The organism is Caballeronia pedi (genome assembly GCF_001544915.2).
In the GTDB taxonomy this organism is placed as follows: Bacteria; Pseudomonadota; Gammaproteobacteria; order Burkholderiales; family Burkholderiaceae; genus Caballeronia; species Caballeronia pedi.
Genome location: NZ_FCOE02000003.1, coordinates 152,675 through 174,413, shown reverse-complemented (window position 1 = coordinate 174,413; position 21,739 = coordinate 152,675). Strand labels below are relative to the sequence as shown.

Genomic DNA, 21,739 nt, shown 5'->3' with positions numbered 1-21,739 from the left:
TCAGGAATCCCTCGTGACTTCCTGCAAGCGGGCGCCCGTCGCGCGCGCCGGCGCGGATTCCGTTGCGGCATTCGCCTGCCAGAAGTCGAAATAGTTGAACCAGTTGTACGGCGCCGCGCGGCAATATTTCTCCAGCAGCGCGACGTAGCGTGTGAGCGCGGCATCGACGGCGGCGGCGCGCTCGCCGCGTTCGATCGTCGAGAAATCGGCGAGCGTCTCGAAGTGGATATCGTAGCGGTTGCCGCCGAGATACAGCCCCGTCATGAAGACGACCGGACGCCGCAGCACCGCCGCCATGTGCAGCGGCCCGAGCGGAAACGCGGCGGGCGCGCCGAGGAAATCGCGTTCCTTCAGCGTGTCGCCGGCCTGACGCAGCGTGCGGTCCGCAAGCATGCCGACGAGCGTGCCCGCATCGAGCCGTTCGCGCACTTTGAGCATCGCATCGACCTTGCCGAGTCCGATTACATCGTGATGCGCGGCGGGATTCACGGCGGCGAGAATCGCGTTGATCTTGCGGGCGTTTTCCTCGTACATCGTGATCGCAACGCGGATATGCGGCTGCGCCCGCCCGATCGCGCGCACCACCTCGAAACTGCCGAGATGCGCGCCCATCAGGAACGCGCCGCGTCCGCCGGCGAGCGCGGCCTCGACCTCATCGACGCCGTGCGTGCGGATGTCGAACAGATCGAAGCGTTCGTTGAGCAGATAGATGCGGTCGTGAATCGTCGACGCGAACGAGAAGACGTGCCGATACCCATCGCGCCAGCCTGCATGCCGGCCGAGCGCGCGATTCAGATAAGCGCGCGACGCCCGTCGCGCGCGCGGCGCGAACACGACGAAATACGCGGTGATGATCCGCAGCAGCACGCGCCCGATGCGCCGTCCGAAGCGCAGCGACACCCACGTCATGAAGCGCAGCAACGCGAAGTTGCTGCGTTCCTGGCGGTCGGCCCAGTCGTCGCGATTGCGCGGCTTGTTCACGATGCGTGCATATCCGTCGACGTGGAAGGCGCGGCGAGCGCGCCGCTCGCCACCGCACGCGCGCCCGCGCGGATCGTGAAGCGGATCGCGCCGCTCGCTGCCGTCTCGAAGGCGATATCGAGCGGCTCGCCCGGCTCGGCCGGACTCAGGAATTTAGCGGATTCGATTCGGCACGCATCGAGGCGCTGTCCGAGCGCGGAGCCGATCGCATCGAGCGCGTGATCGAGCAGCACGACGCCCGGCACGATCGGTCGGGCGGGAAAATGGCCGGCGAGCGCGGGATGTTCCGGCGGCACCGTGAAGCGCAGCGCCGCGCGGCGCGTGCGCTCCTGTTCGATCAGTTGCGTCAGCACTTCGCGCGGCAGCTTGCCGGTGGCGTTGCGCGGCAGCGCATCGACGAACAGCAGCGGACGCGGCATGAACGCGGCGTCGATGCGCTCGCGCAATGCGCGCTGCAAATCCGCCGCCGCGAGTTCCGGCGCGACGACGAGCGCCATCAGGCGGCGCACGGGTTCGCTGTCGGCGCCGTCGCGGATTTCATCGGGCATGTAGAACACGCCATCGACGACCCCCGGCACCGCGTTCAACTGATGATTCAGATACGCGAGCGACGTGCGCTTGCCCGCGATATTGATCAGATCCGCCTTGCGGCCGTGCAGCAGGAAATGCGTATCGTCGATGAGTTCGAGCGCGTCGCCCATCGGCACCGGCACTTCGACGTGGCCGCCCGAGGCCCACATGGTTTGCCCGCCGCTATCGTTGGCATCGTCGGCGCGCGGCGTCAGCGCGATGTCCGGAAACAGCTCCCACGCGGCGGTGCGCGCGGTGCGGCGCGTCGCGATCTGGCCGGTTTCGGTGCTGCCGTAGATTTCCATCAGCGGCGCGTCGAGGCGCGTCTCGGCGTCGAGCGCGAGCTTTTCCGAAAGCGGCGCGGTCGCCGACAACACCAGCGATGCGCGCGGCAACGCATCCTCGTTCGCGAACAGCGCGCGCAGGTGGATCGGCGAACTCACGAGCACGCGCGGCTCGGGCACGGCATCGAGTTCCGCGCGGATATCGACGGGATAGAACGGCTGGCGGTTGCTGAACGCGAGACCGCCGAGCAGCGCCAGCAGCACCGTCGATTCGAAGCCGTACATGTGCTGCGGCGGCACGGTGCCGATGAGCGTCGCGCGTGCAACGCCCAGCAGGCCGAGACGCGCCGCCGCCGCGCGCACGTTCTTCACCAGAAAACCCCACGTCTTGCGATGCGGCACCGGCACGCCCGTCGAACCGGACGTGAACACGTAAGCCGCGACGCGCGCACCGTCGATGTGCGGCACGGCCGCTTCATCGTCGCCTCGGGACGCGGCGCTCTCCGGATAGCGGAAGCGCGGCAGATCGATCGCGCAGTCGTCGTTGTCGTGCAGGCAGAACGCGTCGGGCGCGAACGAGGCGAGGGCGCGCACCATTTCCGGCGTGTGCGTCGACGGCAACAGGCTCGTCTTGCCCGCGACGAGCGTCGCGCACAGGCTCACCGTGAAGCGATAGCGGTCCGTGCAGACGTTGAACACGTGGCCGCCTTCGGGCAGCGCATCGGCGAGCGTGCGGACATCGGCGAGAAATTCGCGCACGCTGACGGGCGCGCCGTCGCGCCAGGCGATCGTCTGATCCGGCGACGCGTGAAAAACCAGCGGAAAGGTTTGCATGGGCGATGAATTCGACGGCATCACTGCGCCCCGCTGCGACGCATCTGCATCGAATGCGTGTAGGCGCGAATGGCGTCCATGATGCTCGACGGCTCCATGTCCGGCAGCGCGATGCGGCGGCACGCGTACTCGGCGACGAACATCAGCCCGACGAGCGGCAGCGCGAGATAGTTGGCGAACGTGGACCACGCGACGATCGACGCGCAGGCGAACAGCACGCTCGACACGAGCGCGGTCGCGACGAAGAAGAGCGTCCACGCGAGCGTCACGCGCCGCGTATAACGCACGACGCGCGCTTCGAGCTTGCCGTGGACCATCGTCGCAAACTGGGTGCAGAGTGGCTCGCGGCCGTGAACGAGCGTGCGGCCGAACATCCACGCGAGCGCGAGATTGAAGCTCGCGTGTTCGAGCCACAAACCCCAGCCGAAATGCGCGGTGAGCGGCGCGCGCCCGAACCACAAGGCGGCGCAGGCGAGCGCCCAGAGCGGCAGCAGCCAGGCCCGCGCCGACGCGCGCGCGGCGCCGTTCAGCGCGATGAGCAGGAGCGGCGCGAGGACGAGCGCGAGCCCCAGCCCGTGCGCGTCCGGCGTGGACGCGGCATGGTGCGCGGCAAGCTGATACGCGACGATCACGCCGACGACGCCCGCCGCGCGAAGGATGCGGACGGGGCTCATCGGCACGCTCCCGGCGCCAAAAATGCGGCCGGAAGAAAAAGTCGAAGGAAAAAGGTACGCAACATGGGAATGCGGCTGCGGCGTTCTTCATGAACGCTCGGTAGTTGAACAAAAACCCGGCAGTCGCCTGCCTGACGAGTATTTTCCCGCGCGGGTGCGGGCCCGGTCTGTAACCGATTGTTCGATGATCTTACATTCGTCAGACCGGCCGATTTTACCCTACTGTCGCGGCCCCCCTGCCAGAGGGCGAAACCGCTGATTTTTCTCAGAAATATCGTGCTGCTGAGAGCGGTACGGCCGGTTACCTTTACTACTAGGCGTCCCAAGGGGCTTCGTCTAGAATTTCGCCACTGCAATTATCTCGATAACAGGCAGCCGGCAGCGTGCGGAAAGCGCGGGGCGCACGTGTTCCGAGCGGCCCTCGCCGCGCGTTTTTGCGCTGGTCTGTACACACGATGAACGAACTGGAAAGAGAGCTCGCGGAGCTGATCGTCACCGAATTGAACCTCGAGGACGTCGATCCCAAGGCCGTCTCGGCCGACACGCGGTTGTATGAAGAAGGATTCGGGCTCGATTCCATCGACATCCTGGAGATCGCGCTTCTGATCTCGAAGAAATACGGCTTCGAGCTGCGCTCGGACAATCCGGACAATCAGAAGATCTTCGCGAACCTCGGCGCGCTCGCGGCACACGTCGCCGCACACCGCACGCGATAAACACATGCAATCGATGACGGGAGCCACGCCATGCGCGCGCTCGTGACAGGCGGCAGCGGCGCGATCGGACAAGCCATCAGCCGCTCGCTGGCGGCGGCCGGACACGAAGTCTGGATTCACGCGCACGGCGGCATCGAGCGCGCTGAAAGCTGCGTGAAAGACATTCGTACGGCGGGCGGCACGGCGCATGCAATCACCTTCGACGTAACCGACGCCGACGCCACCGAAACCGCGCTCACGCGCATTCTGGCGGACGGCCCGGTACAGATTCTCGTGAACAACGCGGGCATCCACGACGACGCGCCGATGGCCGGCATGACGCGCCAGCAATGGAAACGCGTGCTCGACGTCACGCTCGACGGTTTTTTCAACGTCACCCAGCCGCTTCTGATGCCGATGATCCGCACGCGCTGGGGACGCATCGTGAATATGTCATCGCTGTCGGGTCTGATGGGCAATCGCGGCCAGGTGAACTACGCGGCGGCGAAGGCGGGGCTGATCGGCGCGACGCGCGCGCTCGCGCAGGAACTCGCCTCGCGCGGCATCACGGTGAATGCGGTGGCGCCCGGCGTCATCGATTCGCCGATGCTCGGCAACGCGTTCCCGCCCGAGCGCATCAAACAACTGGTGCCGGCGCAGCGCGCGGGCACGGCGGACGAAATCGCGGGCATGGTCGCGTATCTGGTGTCGGATGCGGCGGCTTATGTCACCGGACAGGTTTTGTCGATCAACGGCGGAATCGCCTGAAGAGGAACGCAATGGTTAAAGCGCTGCAAATGCAGCAGGACTGGGACGTCGTCGTGATCGGCGGCGGTCCCGCCGGTTCGACGGCGGCGACGCTGCTCGCGGACCGCGGCTATCGCGTGCGGGTGCTGGAGAAGGCGCGGCATCCGCGCTTTCATATCGGCGAATCGCTGTTGCCGGCGAATCTGCGGCTCTTCGAGCGGCTCGGCGTCGCCGATGAAGTGCGCGCGATCGGCATGGTCAAACTCGCGGCCGAGTTCGTGTCGCCGCAGCACGGCGATCGCACGCAGCGCTTCCTGTTCGCCGATGCGTGGGACAAATCGATGCCGAGCGCGTATCAGGTGCGCCGCTCCGAACTCGACGAGATTCTGCTGCGCAACGCGTCGAAACACGGCGCGCACGTGAGCGAAGCCTGCCGCGCGCGCGACGTCGTGTTCGCGCCGGACGGCTCCAGCGCGACGATCGGCGCCGAGCACGACGATGGCCGCATCGAGCAAGTGCGCGCGCGTTTCGTCGTCGATGCATCCGGGCGCGATACGCTGCTCGCGAATCATTTCAAAACGAAGCGGCGCAACGAGCGTCACAACTCTTCGGCGCTGTACGGCCACTTCCGCAATGCGCGGCGCAACGCGGGCGAGAACGAAGGCAACATCACCGTGTTCTGGTTCGAGCACGGCTGGTTCTGGTTCATCCCGCTCGCGGACGGCGCGACGAGCATCGGCGCGGTCGTGTGGCCCGCGTATCTGAAGCGGCGTCCGAAGGGCACCTCGGTGGAAGCGTACTTTCGCGACACCATCGCGCTGTGCGCGCCGCTCGCTGAGCGTCTGAACGATGCCGAACTGATCAGCGAAGTCCACGCGACGGGCAACTATTCGTACACCGGCGACATGACGCACGGCCGCAACTTCCTGCTGCTCGGCGACGCTTTCGCGTTCATCGATCCGGTGTTCTCGTCCGGCGTGATGCTCGCGATGCAAAGCGCGTTCGCGGGCGCGGAAGCGATCGACACGGCGCTTGCCCATCCCGCCCGCGCGCGAGCCGCGCTCGCGAAGTTCGATCGCGACGTGCGTCATGGCCCGCGCGAGTTCTCGTGGTTCATCTATCGCATGACGTCGCCGACGATGCGCAATCTCTTCATGGGCCCGAAGAACCCGCTGCGCATGAAGGAAGCGCTGCTGTCGCTGCTCGCGGGCGATATCTTCGGCACCACGCCGATCTGGCATTCGCTGCGCGCGTTCAAGGGCATCTATTACATCGCGGCGGCGCTCGACTGGCGCAATTCGCTGCGAGCGTACCGCCAGCGTCGCCGCAACCTGAGCGACGCGGAACGCGCGGAGCTGTCGGCCAATTGATCACGATGCCGGGATTTCGTCCGCTACGCCTCGCGTCCCTGATGCTGCTTGCCGCAAGCGGTGCGGCGTGCGCCGCGGATCTGGCCAATGAGGTGCCGCCGCCCGAGAAACCGCTGTGGGAACTGGGCGTCGGCATGGGCGTGGCGGCGTTTCCGCATTATCCCGGCTCGAACCAGACGCGCGCGTGGGTGTTCCCGTTTCCCTACGTGGTCTATCGCGGCAAGTTCCTGCGCGCCGACCGCGACGGCGTGCGCGGCCAGTTGCTCAGCACCGACCGCGTCGACTTCAATATCAGCGTGCTCGGCTCGCTGCCCGTTTCGAGCCACGACGACAACGCGCGCGCCGGCATGCCCGACCTCAAGCCGACGATCGAAATCGGCCCGTCGATGGAAGTGCATCTGTGGCGCTCGCCTTCGCGCGACATGCTGCTCGATCTGCGTTTGCCGGTGCGAATGGGGATCACGCTGGAGTCGTCGCCGAAGACGATCGGCTGGCAGTTCGAGCCGAACGTGAATCTGGATCTGGTCGATGTCGCGGGCGTGTCGGGGCTGCGCGTCGGCATGTTCGCCGGTCCGATGTTCGCCGACGGCAAGTACAGCGACCACTTCTACACCGTCGCGCCGCAATACGCGACGCCCGGCCGCTCCGCGTTCCAGGCGAGCGGCGGCTACGCGGGCACGCAGGCGCTCGTCTCGATGTCGCGGCGCTTCAGCCGATACTGGGTCGGCGCGTTCATGCGCTATGCGAATCTCGCGGGCGCGAGCTTCGCCGACAGCCCGCTGGTGCGGCGAAAGAGCGTGCTCTCGGGCGGCGTGGCGCTCGCGTGGGTGTTCGGGCAATCGTCGAAAACGGTGGCGAGCGATGAGTGACGCGCATCGGAAAATCGGCGGCGCGGGCGAGAAGCTGTCGTTCGCCGGGGCGCTTGAATCCGCGTGGCAATGCGTGGCGTTCTACTTCGCGCTCGTCGTGCTCGCGCTCGTGTGCCTCGCGTGGTTTCCGTTCGCGCTGACTTTACGGCGCGCGCTGTCCGTCGAAGCGGGGCGGCGCGTCGGGCGCGCGGTCGTGCAGCGCGTGTGGCACGGCTATTTCGTGCTGCTGCGTGCGCTCGGCGCGTGCCGCTTCGATCTCTCGGCGCTCGACTCACTCGCCGGACAGCCCGCGATGATCCTCGCGCCGAATCATCCGTGCCTGCTCGACGCGCTTCTGATCGCGTCGCGCGTGCCCGACACCTGCTGCGTGATGAAGGGCGATCTCGCCGGCAATGTGTTTCTCGGGCCGGGCGCGCTGCTCGCGGGTTATATCGTCAACGATACGTCCGTCGGGCTGATCCGCGCGGCCGTCGCCGAATTGCAGCGCGGCTCGCCGCTGCTGCTGTTTCCCGAGGGCACGCGCACGGAGCATGCGTCGGTGAATCCGCTGAAGGGCGGCATCGCACTGATTGCGGCGCGCGCGCAGGTGCCGGTGCAGACGCTCATCATCGAGACGGATTCGGGGTTTCTGGGCAAGGGCTGGCAGATTTTCAGGAAGCCCGCGTTGCCGATTACTTATCGCGTGACGCTAGGCCGACGCTTCGCGCCGCCGGAACGCGATCATGCCGCGTTGCAGGTGTTCATCGGCGAATTGCAGCGGTTTTATGCGGGGGAGCTGGATGGGCATCGGGTGCGGGATTGAGAGCGCCCGGGCAAGCGCGTTGCGTGCTTCGCGTTTGCGAGCCGTTGGAATGCTCGAAAGTGGTTCCTGGAATGCTATTCTCGATCCCATGCTGATCCAACGAGTTTCGATAACGAACGCTGCCCATGCGACCCTCACTCGCACTTGACCTCAAGCGAAGCGCCATCCGCGAGGCGGCAAGCCGCTTTCGCGTGGCGAATCCGCGTGTGTTCGGTTCGGTGCTTCGCGGCACCGACCAGGACGGCAGCGATCTCGATCTGCTCGTCGATGCGCTGCCCGGCGCGACGCTGTTCGATCTGGGTGGGCTGCAAGACGAACTGGAATCGCTGCTCGGAATCCACGTCGATCTGTTGACCCCGGCTGACCTGCCACCGAAATTCCGCGCCAAGGTGCTCGCGGAGGCGCAGCCGGTATGAGCGAGAACCGCCTGCCCGATTACCTCGACCACATGCAGCAGGCCGCGACGGATGCGTGCGCCTTCGTGGGTGGGATGGCCAAAGCCGAATTCCTGGAAGACAAACGCACCCAGCAGGCCGTCATCATGAGCCTCATCATCATCGGTGAGGCGGCGACGAAAGTGATGGACGGCTACGCCGACTTCATTCAGGCACACGCGCAGGTCCCTTGGCGCGGCATGCGTGGTATGCGCAACCGCATCGCGCACGGCTACTTCGACATCAATCTCGACGTGGTGTGGGAAACGGTACAGACCGCGCTGCCGGATCTGTTGAGACAACTACCCGCTGTTCGCAACGCCGCGAACGAATCGTCATGACGCGGCCACCGATTGCAGCGTTCAATCGATTTGCGAGGAATTGGGCGACGAAGACGCCTTCCGGCACCGACGTCCACAGCCGTTAAAATTCGTCTTACCACTTCCGCTTCCCGCCTTTCTCAATGCCTTCGACAAGCGCATCGTCCACCCATCTCGTCCTCATCCCGAGCTACAACCCCGGCGAGAAAGTGGACGAAACCGTGCGCGGCGCGCGCGAGCAGTGGAACCCGGTATGGGTCGTCGTCGATGGCAGCACGGACGGCAGCGCCGAACGCCTCACGAAGCTGGCCGAAGCCGATCCAGGCCTGCGCGTGCTCGTGCTGCCCGAGAACCGCGGCAAAGGCGCGGCAATTCTCGCGGGCCTCGACGAAGCCACGAAACTCGGCTTCACGCACGCACTCACGATGGACTCCGACGGCCAGCATCCCGCCGCGCTGATCCCCACGTTCATGCAAACGTCGATGAACGCGCCCGACGCGATGATCCTCGGCCGCCCGAAGTTCGACGCCAGCGCGCCGCAGTTGCGCGTCCAGGGCCGGCGCATCTCGAACGGCTGGGCGAATCTGGAGACGCTGTGGATGGGCATCGGCGATTCGCTGTACGGCTTTCGCGTCTATCCAATCGCGCCGCTCGCCGCGCTCATGCGCACACAGACGTGGATGCGCCGCTTCGACTTCGATCCCGAAGCGGTGGTGCGCCTGTGCTGGCGCGGCGTGCGCCCGATCAATCTCGACGCGCCCGTGCGCTACTTCACGCCGGAAGAGGGCGGCGTCTCGCATTTCCGCTACGGCCGCGACAACGCGCTGCTGACGTGGATGCACACGCGGCTTTTTCTCGGCTTCGTGCTGCGTGTGCCGATGCTCATCGCGAGACGCCTGACCGGACGATGATCAACGCGGATCGCTGACCGTCGAGTTCATCGTCACGCCTGCGATCACGGTGTTCTTCAGCACGATATCGTGCACGTTGTACGCGTAGATCGGACCGGGCGTCGCCGCCGTGGCCGGACCCGCCGCGACCGGCGTGCCGAAATCGCAATCCGTGATGGTGACGCCGGTGATCGCCGGAATCGTGGGCGTCGGCGCGGGGCCGTTGTAGTCGAACGCGACCGGGCCTTGCGCGACGATCGCCTGAAAACACGATCCGGTCACGCCGTTGAGCGACACGTTGCTCGCCTTCACGTTCGAGATGTTCACGTTCTGCACGAGCGCGGGCCGCGTGCGGATCGCGTCCTTCGACGGCTGATAATCGCAATCGAAGGTGATGATGCCGCCCTGCGCCGCCGATGGATTCGCCGCCGTCGCCGTCGCCACGCCGAGCGGCACGGTCGCGTTGATCGGGCTGCCCGCGATCAGGCTGCTGCCGTAACCGGAAGGCGTGAGGCTGACGCCGTTGGGCAGCGTCACGTTGTCCACGTAGAAATCCTTCACGAAGCCGCCGCGATTCATGTTCGTCTTGATGCGAATCGCGATGTTCAGTGAATTCGTCGCCCAGAACTGATTCAGCATCTGCAGGTTGCGCGCGTAGATCTTCTGCACGCCGCCGCCCATTTCGCTGCCGAGCGTGATGCCGCCGTGGCCGCTGTTCATCGTGCAGTTCTGGATGACGTGGTTCTGCGCCGGACCGTATTGCGTATCGAGATCCTTGCCCGATTTGATCGCGATGCAGTCGTCGCCGGTGTTGAACGTGACGTTCTCGCACAGGACCATGTCGCAGGCGTCGGGATCGAAGCCGTCGTTGTTCGGACCGATGCTGTCCACCGTCACGCTGCGCATCACGACGTTCTGGCAATCGGTCGGATGGTGCTGCCAGAACGGCGTGTTGTTGGTGCGATAGCTTTCCATCAGCACGTTCGTGCAGCCGATGAACTCCACCATGCACGGCCGCAGATAATGGCCGATGCCGAAGATGCGCTTCTCGATCGCGACGCCCGCTTCCGACAGCGCCGGCAGATAGTTCTGGTCCTGCTGCCAGGGCGTGGCGGGATCGGTGAGCTTCGCGTAGAGCGTATCGGGGATGCCGGGCACGGCGGTTTTCAGATCCACGTTCTTCGCGTTGCTCGATGCCTGCGAAGGCGTCGACGAATTCACGCAGCCGTACACGCCCGTGTTGCCCTTCCACGTCCACCAGCAGGTCGCGGTGTTGCCGCTGCCGGCGAAGGGCGTCATCGCCTGGCCGTTGAGCACGGAGGTATTGCCTTCGCCCGTCACCGCGATATTCGTCTGGTTGCGCGCATAGACCGGCGGGCCGTAGTTGAGGCAGTCGTTCGCCTGCCAGCGGCTGTAGTAGAGCTTGCCGTTCGGGCCGCAATCGATCGGGCCGTCCTTCGCGTAGTCGGCGGGATTCGGGCTGAAGTAGATCGTGCAGTTCGCCGAGAGATGAAAGTCGACGTTGGACAGCAGCACGACCGGGCCCGCGCAATACCACGTTCCCGCCGGCACGACGACGTGTCCGCCGCCCGCCGCGCTGCATGCCGCGATGGCCGCGAGAAAGGCCGGGCGCGAGTCGAACGAGCCCGGCGCGTTGGTGTGATCGGCGCCCGTGGACAGGGGCGATTTCGCCGGATCGGTGTACGGATTCGTCGCCGCGACGACCGCGCAAGGCTTCGCGCCGTAATCGGTGACGAGGAACTGGCGGCTCGGAAACATCGACGTCGATACGCCTTGCAGCGCGTTCACGATCTGCGTCGCGGAGCCGGACGAGCCCCAGATCGGGTCTTGCGCGGGCGGCGGCGTCGATCCGGAGCCGGAGTCGTCGTGTCCGCCGCAGCCGGCGAGGCCGAGGGAGCCCATCGCGCCCAATAGCGGAGCGCCCGCCGAGATGCCCGCGAATTTCACGAACATGCGACGCGCGGGCGACGGCACCGCCGATGTGTGTTTCGGTTGCTTCATTGAATGTCTCCTTGATGCGGATTTCGAGCGCGCGCGGGCGCATGGACGCAGGGGCGGCGTCCGGGCTGAGATTCGAAGAGAGAAAGGCGTGTGCGTCAGCGTGGCGGCTGAGCAAAGAAACGATGTCGTACAACAATCGGGCGAAAGGGCATGGCGTCTCCAGCAATGTCCAGGTGCGCGCGTGGGACCGCGCGTCGTGGAGCAAACGTTAGCGGAGTTGGCTGTCGCCCGTCAAGCCAGTGCAAACGTGTAGGCCGCTTTGATATAGGACATCGTATTTTAAGCGGCCTTTTTTAGCACCAGTCGCGCTTCCAGTCCGCCGCCCTGGCGATGATGCAGCGTAAGCGACGCGTCCATCGCGAGCGTGAGTTGCCGCGCGATGGCAAGCCCCAGCCCGGTGCCGCCGGTCTGCCGGTTGCGCGAGCCTTCGAGCCGCACGAACGGCTCGAACACCGCCTCCAGCGATTCATCCGGAATGCCCGGCCCGCGATCGAGGATGGCGACCACCGCGCGGCCATCGTCGCGCGTGGCGACTTCGATTTCCGCCGCGCCGGCATACTTGATCGCGTTATCGACGAGATTGCCCACGACCCGCTTCAACGCCTGCGGAGGCGCCATCAGCGCGCCGCCGATGCCGCCGCGCAAGGTCACCGACTGCCCCGCATCGAGATAATCGTCGACGATGCTTTCGAACAGCGCATCCGGATCGATGCGGCGCGGCGCTTCGTTCGTGCCGTGCAGCGTGCGCGCGTAGGTCACGCCTTCCTTCACGAGCGATTCCATTTCCTTCAGGTCCTGCTGGAGCTTCGCGCCGGTGGTCTCGTCGTCCATCACGTCGACGCGCAGGCGCATGCGCGTGATCGGCGTCTGCAGGTCGTGCGTGATCGCCGCGAGAATCTGCATGCGCTGGGTCATGTACATCGAGACGCGATCCTGCATCGCGTTGAACGCCTTCGCCGCGCGCGCGACTTCTTCCGGCCCGGACTCGGGCAGACGCTCGGCCTTGAGATCGGGGCCGAGCGTGTCGGCGGCGCTGGCGAGCTTCTTGAGCGGGCCCGTCGCCAGGCGCACCGCAAGCCAGCAGCACGCGCCGAGCACGATCAGTTGCAGCACCAGCACCAGCGGCAGCCAGCTGGACAACGGCGTGCCGACCATCGGACGCATGTCGATGGTGAGCGGCGAGCCGTCCGACAGACGCAAATGCACCTGAAAACGTTCCTTGTCGCCGGGCACCGCATTGACCGTCAGCGGATAGCGCTTGCCGATGCCTTCGCCGATCGAGCGCGCGAAGCGCTCCGACAGCGCGGCATCGAGCGGCGCGCCCGTCTCGCCGGGTCCGAGAATGAACGTGTAGCTGCGCCGCGCGAGCCGCGGCAGCCACTGCGCGCGTTCATCGGCGGGCAGATGATCGAGCAGCGCGACCGAGCTCGCGACCTCGCGCTCGACGTAGCCCATCATCACATTGGTCATCGAATCGTCGCGTTCGCGCATCGTCAGCAGGAACGAGAAGGTCTGCGCGAGCGCCAGTCCGACGACGAGGATCAGCGCAAGCCGCGCGAACAGCGTGCGCGGCCAGTGCAGCAGGGAAGCAGGCGAAACCGTGCTCATTGAGAAGACTCGATCGGTTTGACATCGGCCGAGAACACGTAGCCTTCGCTGCGCAGCGTCTTGATGTAGCGAGGCTCGCGGGCGGTGTCGCGCAGACGCTGACGCAGACGCGACACAAGCAGGTCGATGGAGCGGTCGAACGCGTCGGCCTGACGTCCTTGCGTCAGATTCAGCAATTGATCGCGCGTCAGCACGCGCTGCGCATTGTCGAGAAACACGCGCAGCAGCCGGTATTCCGCGCCGGACAGCGCGACCATCGTGCCTTCGGCATCGAGCAGATGACGCGCGGTGGTGTCGAGCCGCCAGTCGCCGAAGCCGAGCATCGCCGCTGATTCCGACACTTCCATGCCCGGCGGCAGCATGCGCGTGCGGCGCAGCACCGAGCGGATGCGCGCGAGCAATTCGCGCACGGCGAAGGGTTTCGGCAGGTAATCGTCGGCGCCCATTTCGAGGCCGAGAATGCGGTCGGCTTCCTCGTTGCGCGCGGTGAGCATCAGCACCGGCACGTCGCGGAACTTGCCCGCGCGCAGTTCGCGGCACAGCACGAGGCCGTCTTCGCCGGGCAGCATCAGATCGAGCACGATCAGATCCGGCGCGCCCTGCTGTTCCAGCACGGCGCGCATCTGCCGGCCGTTCGCGGCGAGCGACACGCGCATGCCGTTCTTTTCGAGGTAGGTGGCGAGCAGTTCGCGAATGCCGCGATCGTCGTCGACGATCAATACGTGATCAGTGGTTTCCATCGATGGATCGTTGTCGTTGACGCTTGAGTTGCACCCGGCTTGGGCTGACCAGCAGACACTGAACCGGATGGGCCATTTCAGTCGCGATCCCGCCGACGAGAAAGGCGAGGACCGCCAGCATGCGTTTCATTTTTAGCTCCCGCTGATTGCGCGATGTCTGCGTTATAGCGCGTCTCAGCGGATGTTTTGTATCGCAGTGTATCCCGCATGTCGCGCGATACATAACATTGCGCAGCGCGCTTTGCCCGACACAAGCGGGATACGCGCGCGCAGTCCAATGCGGTCATGCCGATGCGAACGTCGGCCTGCCGGGGCGATATGACTTTATCGCGCGCCCCGATTTTCTACCGCATTCAGAGGACTTCGTCATGCTCGCCGCCATCAAGAACGCAGCCGCGTGCGCCGGACTGGCCGCCTGCGCGGCCATCACGCCCGCGCACGCCGCCGCGCCCGTCAATAACACCATTGCGCCGGAATTCGCCGGCATCGACACATGGCTCAACAGCGAGCCGCTCACGCTCGCGCAGTTGCGCGGCAAGGTCGTGCTCGTCGATTTCTGGACCTTCGCGTGCGGCAATTGCATCAACACGCTGCCGGCCGTGAAGTCGTGGCATCGGAAGTACGCGGACAAGGGGCTCGTCGTGGTCGGCGTGCATACGCCCGAGTTTCCGTTCGAGCAGGACACGCACAACGTGCAGCGCGCGATCGAGCGTTTCGGCATTACGTATCCGGTCGCGCAGGACAACCGCTACGCCACCTGGGCCGCGTATGGCAACCAATACTGGCCCGCGTTCTATCTGATCGACAAGCACGGTCGCGTGGCCTATACGCACGTCGGCGAGGGCGATTACGCGCAGACCGAAGCCGTGATCGAAAAGCTGCTGGCCGCGCAGTAAGCGGGTTTCGTATCGCAATGTATCTGCATTGCATCCGATACAAAACATTGCACAGGACCCGCTTTCCGGACACAAGCCAGATACCTGCGCGGCTTCAAATACACACAACGACGGCTCACGAGTGAAACGCAAGACGAACACCCGCGCAGCCCAGGTGCCGTAACTCATTCAACCGACTGATTGATCCATTTGTTCCGTTAAGGAGAGACACCATGAAATCCACCCTCGTTGCTTTCGCTCTCGTCGCCAGCGCCATGACCGGTGTTGCTCACGCCGCCGTCACGAACACCCCGATGAGCGTGCAAACCGAACAGGCCGTGGCGAAGCATGCCTACGCCGGCAAGACTCGCGCCGAAGTAAAGCAGGAACTGGTGCAGGCCCAGCGCGATGGCCAGATCGCCGCGCTGCACAGCCTGTATCAAGGCAGCTAATCAGACATTCACCGAATCAACTGAAACAAGAGAGACCAATCATGATCAAGCAATTCATCACCGCCGCAGTTATCGCCGTCAGCGCCGTCGCAGCCGGTTCCGCATTCGCCAGCAGCGGCTATGGTCCCGCGCCGCACTACGACCCGCTCGCGGGCGCGCCGGCATCGCAACGCGGCGTCAGCGCGCAGACCATCGCCAATGAAAACGGCGGCGCGCAGACGCAGGCATACGGCGGCATGGGCGACACGTTCTCGCAATCGGGCGCGCGCGGCGCGACCACGAACGACGTCGCCACGCTCTTCGCGCATCACTGAACGCATCCACTTTCGAAACCACACGAGGAATTCATCATGACCCAGATCGATACCGTCCTGTACACCGGCAAAACCCGCGTCGTCGGAGGCCGTGAAGGCTTCGCGAAAAGCACCGATGGCCGTCTCGACGTCAAGCTGTCGCCGCCCGGATCGACCGGCGCGGGCACCAATCCCGAGCAGATGCTGGCCGCCGGCTGGTCCGCATGTTTCATCGGCGCGATGGGCAAGGCCGCCGCGAAACTCAAGACGCGTCTGCCCGCCGAAACCGCCGTCGATGCGGAAGTGGACCTCGGCACGGCAGGCGAAGCGTATCTGCTGCGCGCGCGCCTGAACGTGAGCCTGCCGGGCATCGAGCGCGCGGTGGCTGACGAAATCGCGAACCTGGCGCATCAGACTTGCCCGTACTCGAAGGCGCTGAAAAACAACATCGACGTGACGATCACGGTCGTGTGACGCCGTTCATCCGCGCGATTCGCTCCGGTAGACTTGGCGCTTCATCGATCAAGCGAAGCACCGAGCCGACATGGACCGAATCGACGCGATGAAGGTGTTCATCGCCACGCTGGACGAAGGCAGTCTGGCGGGCGCGGGGCGGCGGCTCGGCCGCTCGCCCGCAGCCGTGAGCCGCGCGATCGCGTTTCTGGAGGAGCACACCGGCACCGCTTTGCTCCATCGCACGACGCGCACGATCAAACTGTCCGAAGCGGGCGAGCGTTATGCCGTCGCGTGCCGCCGCATTCTCACCGATCTCGAAGAAGCCGATCTGCTGATCGCGCACGAACGGTCCGCGCCGCGCGGACTTCTGACTATCACCGCGCCGGTCGCCGCGGGCGAAGACTTCCTGCGCCCGATGCTCGATGACTTCATCGCGCGCTTTCCCGCCGTTTCCGTGCGCCTGCAAATGCTCGACCGGCCCGTGAGCCTGATCGATGAAGGCATCGATGTTGCGCTGCGCATCGCGCATCTGTCGGACTCGACGCTGATCGCGATTCCCGTGGGTGAAGTGCGGCGCGTCGTGGCCGCGTCGCCGCGCTATCTTTCGACGCATCCGCGCATCGCGCAGCCCGCCGATCTCGCGCAGCATCAGATCATTTCGATGACGCACTTCGGCCTCGATTCTTGGAGCTTTCCGACGTCCACCGGCTCGACGATTCCGCAAGTCGTGCAGTTCACGCCACGCCTGATCGTGAATACGGTGCGGGCGGCGGTGGCATCCGCCGTCGATGGGCACGGGCTCACGCGGCTATTTTCGTATCACGTCGCGAGGGAAGTGAAGGACAGGACGCTCCAGATCGTGCTGCCGGACAGCGAGCACGCGCCCTTGCCGGTGCATCTGCTGACGCCGCATGGACGGCTTTCGGTGCCGAAGGTGCGCGCTTTCGTCGATTTCGCCACGCCGCGTCTGCGGCGTCATTTCAAGCAGTTGCAGATTGATTCAACCGCATAGCGGAAGATTATCTTCCTATTCTCGTCGATTCTCTCTTGAATCGATCGAATATAGACTGGCCTTCATCGAAGGGCGCGCGTGCGTGCCCGATGCAGTCGTGGAGGCAGTATGCGATACGCAGTCTTCAATCAATCGGAGCGCGGCTCGTTCCAGGTCTGGCGCGGCGTGCTCGCCGGCGCGAGCGCGAGTCTGGTCGGCATCGGGCTGGCGCGGTTCGCCTATACGCCGCTGTTGCCGGCGATCATCGGCGCGCACTGGTTCCCGGCGTCGACGGCGGCTTATCTCGGCGCGGCCAATCTCGGCGGTTATCTCGCGGGCGCGCTTGCGGCCGGCGTGCTCGCGCGCCACGCACGCGCCGCGACGGTCCTGCGCGCGATGATGGTGCTCGCCACCGTCGCGTTCATCGCGTGCGCGTTTCCCGTCTCGTTTCTCTGGTTCTTCGTGTGGCGGTTTCTGTCGGGGATTTCCGGCGGCGCGCTGATGGTGCTCGCCGCGCCGACGATCATCGCGCATGTCGCGCCGTCGCGTCGCGGCTTCGCGAGCGGCGCGATCTTCACGGGCATCGGGCTCGGCATTGCGGCGTCGGGGACGATCGTGCCGCTGCTGCTTCGGCACGGGCTGACCGAGACGTGGCTCGGGCTCGCGATAGTGTCGCTGTTGCTGACTGTCGTCGCGTGGAACGGCTGGCCGTCGCAGGATGCGCCCGCATCGGCGCATGTGAATGAACCCAGGCACGCAAAAGCGCCGTCGCCGCCCGCGTTGCGCGCGCTGTTCGTCGAGTACGCGCTCAATGCGGTCGGTCTCGTGCCGCACATGATCTTTCTCGTCGATTTCGTCGCGCGCGGTCTCGGCAAGGGCGTCGATGCCGGCGCGCAGTACTGGGTGCTGTATGGCCTCGGAGCGATTGCCGGTCCGTTGCTTGCCGGTCATCTTGCCGATCGCGCGGGATTCGGGCCTGCGTTGCGCGTCGCGTATCTGCTGCAACTGATCGCCGTCGCGATTCCCGCGGTCACGTCGAATACTTCGCTGCTGATGGTGTCGAGCGTGCTGGTCGGCGCGTTCACGCCGGGTATCGTGCCGCTCGTGCTGGGACGCGTGAATGAACTGCTCGCGCATCATCCCGCCGCGCAGAAGGGCGCGTGGAGCAACGCGACCACGGGCTTCGCCGTGCTGCAGGCACTCGCGGCGTATGGGATGTCGTTCCTGTTTTCGAGCAGCGGCGGGGACTACCGGCTGTTGTTCGGGATCGGCGCGGGCGCGCTTGCGGTTGCCTTGACCGTCGATCTGTTTGCTGCGTTGAGGTCGAAATGAGCCATGTCATTCAAGGGGCGATGCCGCTCGGTTACGCCGAACGTAACGAGCAATACTGGCGGCGCAATCTCGTCGTGTGCGTATTCGGTTCGTTCACGACGCTCGTGAGTCTGAGCATGCTGCTGCCGTTTCTGCCGCTGTATGTGCGGCAACTCGGCGTGGAATCGCAGCGGGCGGTGATCGAATGGTCGGGTGTCGCGTTCAGCGCGACGTTTCTCGGCACCGCCGTCACCGCGCCGCTGTGGGGACGGCTCGCGGATCGCTACGGCCGCAAGCCGATGCTCGTGCGTGCGGCGGTCGGCATGGCGGTCGTGATGTCGCTGATCGGGGTTGCGCATTCGGTGCATCAGCTGGTTGCGTTGCGTCTGATTGCGGGGCTGGTCGGCGGTTACGCGTCGGCATCGACGGTGATGATCGGCACGCAGGCGCCGCGCGAGCGGGCAGGATGGGCGCTCGGCATTTTGTCGACGGGCGCGCTCGCGGGCAATCTCGCCGGGCCGCTGATCGGCGGGCTGTTGCCGGGGTTGATCGGCATTCGCGGGACGTTTTTCGCGGGCGCGGGGATGATCGCGGTGGCCGCGCTCGCGACGATCCTCCTCGTGAAGGAAGACTTTCATCCGGCCGATGCGAAGAAGCGCGCGGCGCACACGGCGTCTACGCATGCGCATCGCACGAACTATGTCGTGGTCGCCGCGCTGCTCGCAACCGCGATGATGGTGCTGCTCGCGAACATGTCGATCGAACCGATCATCACGGTGTATATCGGCAGTCTGGGCGTGACGGCCGATCGCGTGGCGCGCATCGCGGGCGTCGTGATGGCATGCTCCGCGCTCGGCAGCATGCTGACGGCGGCGCGGCTCGGCGCGCTGGCGGATCGCATCGGGAGCTGGAACGTGATCGTCGGATGTCTCGTGCTGACCGGCATCGCGATGATTCCGCAGGCGTTCGTGCATCAGTGGTGGCAGCTTGCGGCGTTGCGCGTCGTGATGGGGATGACGCTCGCCGGTTTATTGCCCGCCATTTCGAAGCTCGCGCGTAGTGCCGTCGATGAACGCAGCAGCGGCACGATGCTGGGTTATCTGCAATCGGCGCAGTTCAGCGGCCAAGTCGTCGGGCCGGTGATCGGCGGACAGATCGGCGTGTGGTTAGGGCTGCACTCGGTGTTCTTCGCCACGGGCAGCCTGCTGATTGCGTGTGCGGGGCTGGCGTTCTGGGCGCGGCGTCGGTGAGAGGTCGCACGTGGTTTAAGTTTCACTTAAGACTTGGAACTTACGGTAGCGGACTCTTTTGCCCGTTGCCGCTGATGCCACCGACACTCGTTTCGATGACGCGCATCTGACCGCGTCATGCTCAAATTCCATCTCGTCTTCATCGTTTTCGTCTTCGCGAGCCTCGTGCCGCTCATCGCGCACGCGAAGCGCGTGGCGACCAAACCCGTCGTGCAGGCGCGTGCCGCGATCGCCGTCGATCTGACGACCGGGCGCACGCTCTATGCGAAGCACGCCGACGCGCGCCTGCCAATCGCATCGCTCACCAAGTTGCTCACCGCGATGGTCGTGCTCGACTCGAAGCGTTCGCTGCTCAAGCCCGCGCGCATCACCGACGCCGACGTCGATCGGCTCAAGTGGTCGCGCTCGCGTCTGCCTGTCGGTTCCCTCCTGTTGCGCAAGACGATGCTGCATATCGCGCTGATGTCATCGGAGAATCGCGCGGCGTTCGCGTTGAGCCGCGACTATCCAGGCGGACGCGCGGGCTTCGTGCGTGCGATGAATCACACCGCGAAGCGACTGCACATGAACCGCAGCCATTTCGTCGATCCGACCGGGCTTTCGCCGCGCAACGTGTCGAGCGCGCGCGATCTCACGAAGCTCGCGCGCGCCGCGTATCGTTATCCGGCGATCCGTGACTTCGCGACCTCGCACCAGAAGCTCGTGCTCGGCGGAGACGGGCCGCTGATGTATCGGAATACCGATCCGCTGGTGTATCGCGCGTCATGGCGCGTCGGCTTGCAGAAGACGGGATTCACGAACGAGGCGGGGCATTGCCTCATCGTCGTCGCGCAAGTGAAGGGTCATCCGACGCTGTTCGTCATTCTCGGCGCGCCGAATGCGCATGGGCACTTTCAGGACGCGGCGAATCTGCGTAGCTGGTTGTTGCGGCGGCAAGTGCATCACCGCTAGCAGCGTCATCAGGCACGCGCGCCAGCGATCGATGCATCGGCAACGGGCCGGTCATCGATCGGAAAATGCAGCAAGGCCGCCACGAGCCCGGCCACCGCCGTCGCGCCCCAGATCAGCGAGTACGAACCCGTCGTGTCGAACACATAGCCGCCGAGCCACGCGCCGAGAAACGAACCAAGCTGGTGACTCAGAAACACGACGCCGAACAGCGTGCCGAGATGGCGCGTGCCGAATACCTTCGCGATCAGACCGTTGGTGAGCGGCACCGTGCCGAGCCACGTCAGCCCCATCACGGCGGCGAAGACGACGACGGAAACGCTGGTCGTCGGCAGCAGCACGAAGAGGGCGATCGTGCCGCCGCGAATCAGATAGAGCCACGCGAGCACGTGATGCTGCCGCCAGCGTCCGCCGAGCCAGCCGCATCCCCAACTGCCGATCATGTTGAACAGGCCGATCAGCGCGAGCGCCGTCGCGCCCAGCCCGACCGGCATGTGGCACAGCATCAGATAGCCCGGCAGATGCGTCGCGATGAACGCAAGCTGGAAACCGCAGGTGAAAAACCCAAGCGTCAGCAGCCGATAGCCGCGATGCCGCGACGCATACGCGAGCGTTTCGCGCAGCGGCATCGTGGCGGGTTGCGCGTGCTGTTCGTGCGATGCCGATGCCGCTGTCTTGCGCGCACGGCTCGCGCGATCGAGCACGATGCCGAGCGGCGCGGCGAGCAGCAGCACGAAGGCGAGGGCGTAGAGCGACGCCGCCACGCCCGCATGCACGCGCACTTCCTGCGCGAACGGCACCATCAGTACTTGTCCGAGCGAGCCGCCCGCGCTGGCGAGACCCATCGCGACACTGCGCGTTTGCGGCGACGCGACACGTCCGACCGTCGCGAGCACGACGCCGAAGCTCGTGCAACTGATGCCGATGCCAACCAGCACGCCCAGCCCGAGCACGAGCATCCAGCCCGAGGTCGCGGCGGCGGCGAGCGCGAGTCCGGCGGCGAAGGTGGCCGCGCCCGTCGCGACGATGGGCGCGGCGCCATAGCGGTCGGCGGCGGCGCCGGCGAACGGCTGCGCGAAACCCCACACGAGATTGTGCAGCGCGATCGCGAAGGCGATCAGCGTGACGGGCATGCCGCGATCAAAGGAAAACGGCCCGATGAAGAGCCCGAAAGTCTGGCGCACGCCCATGGCTGCGCTCAGGATCAGCGCAGCGGCGCCGATGAGCGCCCACGTCGTTGCGCGGTTCGTGCTCGTGGTGGTCGACAGGGACGACATGGCTGGCAATCCTCCTTGCGGCCATCCTCGCAGCCGAACGCCCGTG

The 21,739-nt window shown here is 65.6% G+C and carries 24 protein-coding genes; 16 read left to right on the top strand and 8 right to left on the bottom strand.

Going from position 1 to position 21,739, the window contains the following annotated elements; translation table 11 throughout:
- From AWB80_RS05780 to AWB80_RS05770, 3 genes are all read right to left on the bottom strand, one after another.
- Entirely contained in the window at nucleotides 1–909 is a 909-nt protein-coding gene (locus AWB80_RS05780; protein ID WP_061173927.1) for an LpxL/LpxP family acyltransferase, read from the bottom strand.
- A gap of 68 nt (nucleotides 910–977) precedes the next feature.
- On the bottom strand, nucleotides 978–2,669 hold the full coding sequence (locus tag AWB80_RS05775; RefSeq protein ID WP_061173928.1) for an ApeI family dehydratase: 1,692 nt from the start codon (nucleotides 2,667–2,669) through the stop codon (nucleotides 978–980).
- 20 nt (nucleotides 2,670–2,689) lie between these two features.
- Nucleotides 2,690–3,343 carry a COG4648 family protein gene (locus AWB80_RS05770; protein WP_061173700.1) on the bottom strand — a complete coding sequence of 218 codons (654 nt, stop codon included), beginning with the start codon at nucleotides 3,341–3,343 and terminating at the stop codon, nucleotides 2,690–2,692.
- A 455-nt stretch (nucleotides 3,344–3,798) separates the two neighbouring features.
- On the opposite strand from AWB80_RS05770, the gene AWB80_RS05765 reads away from it, so the two are divergent.
- The 8 genes from AWB80_RS05765 to AWB80_RS05730 all read left to right on the top strand — a co-directional run bounded on the left by AWB80_RS05765 (nucleotide 3,799) and on the right by AWB80_RS05730 (nucleotide 9,491).
- Nucleotides 3,799–4,059 (top strand): phosphopantetheine-binding protein, encoded by a 261-nt coding sequence (locus tag AWB80_RS05765; protein WP_061173699.1) that lies wholly within the window; start codon nucleotides 3,799–3,801, stop codon nucleotides 4,057–4,059.
- Between the two features lie 30 nt (nucleotides 4,060–4,089).
- On the top strand, nucleotides 4,090–4,806 hold the full coding sequence (gene fabG / locus AWB80_RS05760) for a 3-oxoacyl-ACP reductase FabG (protein ID WP_061173698.1): 717 nt from the start codon (nucleotides 4,090–4,092) through the stop codon (nucleotides 4,804–4,806).
- 11 nt (nucleotides 4,807–4,817) lie between these two features.
- A complete protein-coding gene (locus AWB80_RS05755) occupies nucleotides 4,818–6,155 on the top strand; it encodes an NAD(P)/FAD-dependent oxidoreductase (RefSeq protein WP_244206412.1) in 1,338 nt (445 codons plus the stop codon).
- A gap of 41 nt (nucleotides 6,156–6,196) precedes the next feature.
- Nucleotides 6,197–7,024, top strand: a complete 828-nt coding sequence (locus tag AWB80_RS05750; RefSeq protein ID WP_244206411.1) for a MipA/OmpV family protein — start codon at nucleotides 6,197–6,199, stop codon at nucleotides 7,022–7,024.
- Nucleotides 7,017–7,826 (top strand): lysophospholipid acyltransferase family protein, encoded by an 810-nt coding sequence (locus AWB80_RS05745; RefSeq protein ID WP_061173696.1) that lies wholly within the window; start codon nucleotides 7,017–7,019, stop codon nucleotides 7,824–7,826. The genes AWB80_RS05750 and AWB80_RS05745 overlap by 8 nt, the downstream gene beginning before the upstream one ends.
- Nucleotides 7,827–7,951: 125 nt before the next feature.
- On the top strand, nucleotides 7,952–8,242 hold the full coding sequence (locus AWB80_RS05740) for a nucleotidyltransferase family protein (protein ID WP_061173695.1): 291 nt from the start codon (nucleotides 7,952–7,954) through the stop codon (nucleotides 8,240–8,242).
- The gene (locus AWB80_RS05735) at nucleotides 8,239–8,601 is read left to right on the top strand and encodes a HepT-like ribonuclease domain-containing protein (protein WP_061173694.1); all 363 of its coding nucleotides are present in this window, start codon (nucleotides 8,239–8,241) and stop codon (nucleotides 8,599–8,601) included. The genes AWB80_RS05740 and AWB80_RS05735 overlap by 4 nt, the downstream gene beginning before the upstream one ends.
- A 122-nt stretch (nucleotides 8,602–8,723) precedes the next feature.
- Nucleotides 8,724–9,491, top strand: a complete 768-nt coding sequence (locus tag AWB80_RS05730; RefSeq protein ID WP_061173693.1) for a glycosyltransferase family 2 protein — start codon at nucleotides 8,724–8,726, stop codon at nucleotides 9,489–9,491.
- Here the strand turns inward: AWB80_RS05730 and AWB80_RS05725 are convergent, their stop codons facing one another.
- The 4 genes from AWB80_RS05725 to AWB80_RS44325 form a co-directional block, all read right to left on the bottom strand.
- Nucleotides 9,492–11,492, bottom strand: a complete 2,001-nt coding sequence (locus tag AWB80_RS05725) for a glycoside hydrolase family 28 protein (RefSeq protein WP_061173692.1) — start codon at nucleotides 11,490–11,492, stop codon at nucleotides 9,492–9,494. It lies immediately after the preceding gene.
- 279 nt (nucleotides 11,493–11,771) lie between these two features.
- Nucleotides 11,772–13,100 carry a sensor histidine kinase gene (locus AWB80_RS05715; RefSeq protein WP_061173690.1) on the bottom strand — a complete coding sequence of 443 codons (1,329 nt, stop codon included), beginning with the start codon at nucleotides 13,098–13,100 and terminating at the stop codon, nucleotides 11,772–11,774.
- On the bottom strand, nucleotides 13,097–13,840 hold the full coding sequence (locus AWB80_RS05710) for a response regulator (RefSeq protein ID WP_061173689.1): 744 nt from the start codon (nucleotides 13,838–13,840) through the stop codon (nucleotides 13,097–13,099). The genes AWB80_RS05715 and AWB80_RS05710 overlap by 4 nt, the downstream gene beginning before the upstream one ends.
- Nucleotides 13,827–13,970: a hypothetical protein gene (locus AWB80_RS44325; protein ID WP_167390430.1), complete on the bottom strand. Its 144-nt coding sequence runs from the start codon at nucleotides 13,968–13,970 to the stop codon at nucleotides 13,827–13,829. The genes AWB80_RS05710 and AWB80_RS44325 overlap by 14 nt, the downstream gene beginning before the upstream one ends.
- Before the next feature lie 238 nt (nucleotides 13,971–14,208).
- Between AWB80_RS44325 and AWB80_RS05705 the strand changes: the two genes are divergently transcribed.
- From AWB80_RS05705 to AWB80_RS05670, 8 genes are all read left to right on the top strand, one after another.
- Nucleotides 14,209–14,736 carry a thioredoxin family protein gene (locus AWB80_RS05705; protein ID WP_061173688.1) on the top strand — a complete coding sequence of 176 codons (528 nt, stop codon included), beginning with the start codon at nucleotides 14,209–14,211 and terminating at the stop codon, nucleotides 14,734–14,736.
- Between the two features lie 212 nt (nucleotides 14,737–14,948).
- Nucleotides 14,949–15,167: a DUF4148 domain-containing protein gene (locus AWB80_RS05700; RefSeq protein WP_087131012.1), complete on the top strand. Its 219-nt coding sequence runs from the start codon at nucleotides 14,949–14,951 to the stop codon at nucleotides 15,165–15,167.
- A gap of 41 nt (nucleotides 15,168–15,208) precedes the next feature.
- Nucleotides 15,209–15,481, top strand: a complete 273-nt coding sequence (locus AWB80_RS05695) for a hypothetical protein (protein ID WP_061173687.1) — start codon at nucleotides 15,209–15,211, stop codon at nucleotides 15,479–15,481.
- 36 nt (nucleotides 15,482–15,517) lie between these two features.
- Nucleotides 15,518–15,934, top strand: coding sequence for an organic hydroperoxide resistance protein (locus tag AWB80_RS05690; protein WP_061173686.1), 417 nt, complete (start codon nucleotides 15,518–15,520; stop codon nucleotides 15,932–15,934).
- Between the two features lie 70 nt (nucleotides 15,935–16,004).
- Nucleotides 16,005–16,928: a LysR family transcriptional regulator gene (locus AWB80_RS05685; protein ID WP_061173685.1), complete on the top strand. Its 924-nt coding sequence runs from the start codon at nucleotides 16,005–16,007 to the stop codon at nucleotides 16,926–16,928.
- Between the two features lie 108 nt (nucleotides 16,929–17,036).
- Nucleotides 17,037–18,239 carry a YbfB/YjiJ family MFS transporter gene (locus tag AWB80_RS05680; RefSeq protein ID WP_061173684.1) on the top strand — a complete coding sequence of 401 codons (1,203 nt, stop codon included), beginning with the start codon at nucleotides 17,037–17,039 and terminating at the stop codon, nucleotides 18,237–18,239.
- Nucleotides 18,236–19,468, top strand: coding sequence for an MFS transporter (locus AWB80_RS05675; protein WP_061173683.1), 1,233 nt, complete (start codon nucleotides 18,236–18,238; stop codon nucleotides 19,466–19,468). Before AWB80_RS05680 ends, AWB80_RS05675 begins: the two co-directional genes overlap by 4 nt.
- 117 nt (nucleotides 19,469–19,585) lie before the next feature.
- Nucleotides 19,586–20,419, top strand: a complete 834-nt coding sequence (locus tag AWB80_RS05670; protein ID WP_061173682.1) for a serine hydrolase family protein — start codon at nucleotides 19,586–19,588, stop codon at nucleotides 20,417–20,419.
- An 8-nt stretch (nucleotides 20,420–20,427) separates the two neighbouring features.
- On the opposite strand, the gene AWB80_RS05665 is transcribed toward AWB80_RS05670, so the two are convergent.
- On the bottom strand, nucleotides 20,428–21,693 hold the full coding sequence (locus tag AWB80_RS05665; RefSeq protein ID WP_061173681.1) for an MFS transporter: 1,266 nt from the start codon (nucleotides 21,691–21,693) through the stop codon (nucleotides 20,428–20,430).
- Nucleotides 21,694–21,739 lie beyond the last annotated feature (46 nt).

What these genes read in the sequence shown, in the direction of transcription:
- AWB80_RS05780 (WP_061173927.1), bottom strand. Translation starts at nt 909, where the DNA reads ATGACGTGGGTGTCGCTGCGCTTCGGACGGCGCATCGGGCGCGTGCTG.
- AWB80_RS05775 (WP_061173928.1), bottom strand. Translation starts at nt 2,669, where the DNA reads ATGCAAACCTTTCCGCTGGTTTTTCACGCGTCGCCGGATCAGACGATC.
- AWB80_RS05770 (WP_061173700.1), bottom strand. Translation starts at nt 3,343, where the DNA reads ATGAGCCCCGTCCGCATCCTTCGCGCGGCGGGCGTCGTCGGCGTGATC.
- AWB80_RS05765 (WP_061173699.1), top strand. Translation starts at nt 3,799, where the DNA reads ATGAACGAACTGGAAAGAGAGCTCGCGGAGCTGATCGTCACCGAATTG.
- fabG (WP_061173698.1), top strand. Translation starts at nt 4,090, where the DNA reads ATGCGCGCGCTCGTGACAGGCGGCAGCGGCGCGATCGGACAAGCCATC.
- AWB80_RS05755 (WP_244206412.1), top strand. Translation starts at nt 4,818, where the DNA reads ATGGTTAAAGCGCTGCAAATGCAGCAGGACTGGGACGTCGTCGTGATC.
- AWB80_RS05750 (WP_244206411.1), top strand. Translation starts at nt 6,197, where the DNA reads ATGCTGCTTGCCGCAAGCGGTGCGGCGTGCGCCGCGGATCTGGCCAAT.
- AWB80_RS05745 (WP_061173696.1), top strand. Translation starts at nt 7,017, where the DNA reads ATGAGTGACGCGCATCGGAAAATCGGCGGCGCGGGCGAGAAGCTGTCG.
- AWB80_RS05740 (WP_061173695.1), top strand. Translation starts at nt 7,952, where the DNA reads ATGCGACCCTCACTCGCACTTGACCTCAAGCGAAGCGCCATCCGCGAG.
- AWB80_RS05735 (WP_061173694.1), top strand. Translation starts at nt 8,239, where the DNA reads ATGAGCGAGAACCGCCTGCCCGATTACCTCGACCACATGCAGCAGGCC.
- AWB80_RS05730 (WP_061173693.1), top strand. Translation starts at nt 8,724, where the DNA reads ATGCCTTCGACAAGCGCATCGTCCACCCATCTCGTCCTCATCCCGAGC.
- AWB80_RS05725 (WP_061173692.1), bottom strand. Translation starts at nt 11,492, where the DNA reads ATGAAGCAACCGAAACACACATCGGCGGTGCCGTCGCCCGCGCGTCGC.
- AWB80_RS05715 (WP_061173690.1), bottom strand. Translation starts at nt 13,100, where the DNA reads ATGAGCACGGTTTCGCCTGCTTCCCTGCTGCACTGGCCGCGCACGCTG.
- AWB80_RS05710 (WP_061173689.1), bottom strand. Translation starts at nt 13,840, where the DNA reads ATGGAAACCACTGATCACGTATTGATCGTCGACGACGATCGCGGCATT.
- AWB80_RS44325 (WP_167390430.1), bottom strand. Translation starts at nt 13,970, where the DNA reads ATGAAACGCATGCTGGCGGTCCTCGCCTTTCTCGTCGGCGGGATCGCG.
- AWB80_RS05705 (WP_061173688.1), top strand. Translation starts at nt 14,209, where the DNA reads ATGCTCGCCGCCATCAAGAACGCAGCCGCGTGCGCCGGACTGGCCGCC.
- AWB80_RS05700 (WP_087131012.1), top strand. Translation starts at nt 14,949, where the DNA reads ATGAAATCCACCCTCGTTGCTTTCGCTCTCGTCGCCAGCGCCATGACC.
- AWB80_RS05695 (WP_061173687.1), top strand. Translation starts at nt 15,209, where the DNA reads ATGATCAAGCAATTCATCACCGCCGCAGTTATCGCCGTCAGCGCCGTC.
- AWB80_RS05690 (WP_061173686.1), top strand. Translation starts at nt 15,518, where the DNA reads ATGACCCAGATCGATACCGTCCTGTACACCGGCAAAACCCGCGTCGTC.
- AWB80_RS05685 (WP_061173685.1), top strand. Translation starts at nt 16,005, where the DNA reads ATGGACCGAATCGACGCGATGAAGGTGTTCATCGCCACGCTGGACGAA.
- AWB80_RS05680 (WP_061173684.1), top strand. Translation starts at nt 17,037, where the DNA reads ATGCGATACGCAGTCTTCAATCAATCGGAGCGCGGCTCGTTCCAGGTC.
- AWB80_RS05675 (WP_061173683.1), top strand. Translation starts at nt 18,236, where the DNA reads ATGAGCCATGTCATTCAAGGGGCGATGCCGCTCGGTTACGCCGAACGT.
- AWB80_RS05670 (WP_061173682.1), top strand. Translation starts at nt 19,586, where the DNA reads ATGCTCAAATTCCATCTCGTCTTCATCGTTTTCGTCTTCGCGAGCCTC.
- AWB80_RS05665 (WP_061173681.1), bottom strand. Translation starts at nt 21,693, where the DNA reads ATGTCGTCCCTGTCGACCACCACGAGCACGAACCGCGCAACGACGTGG.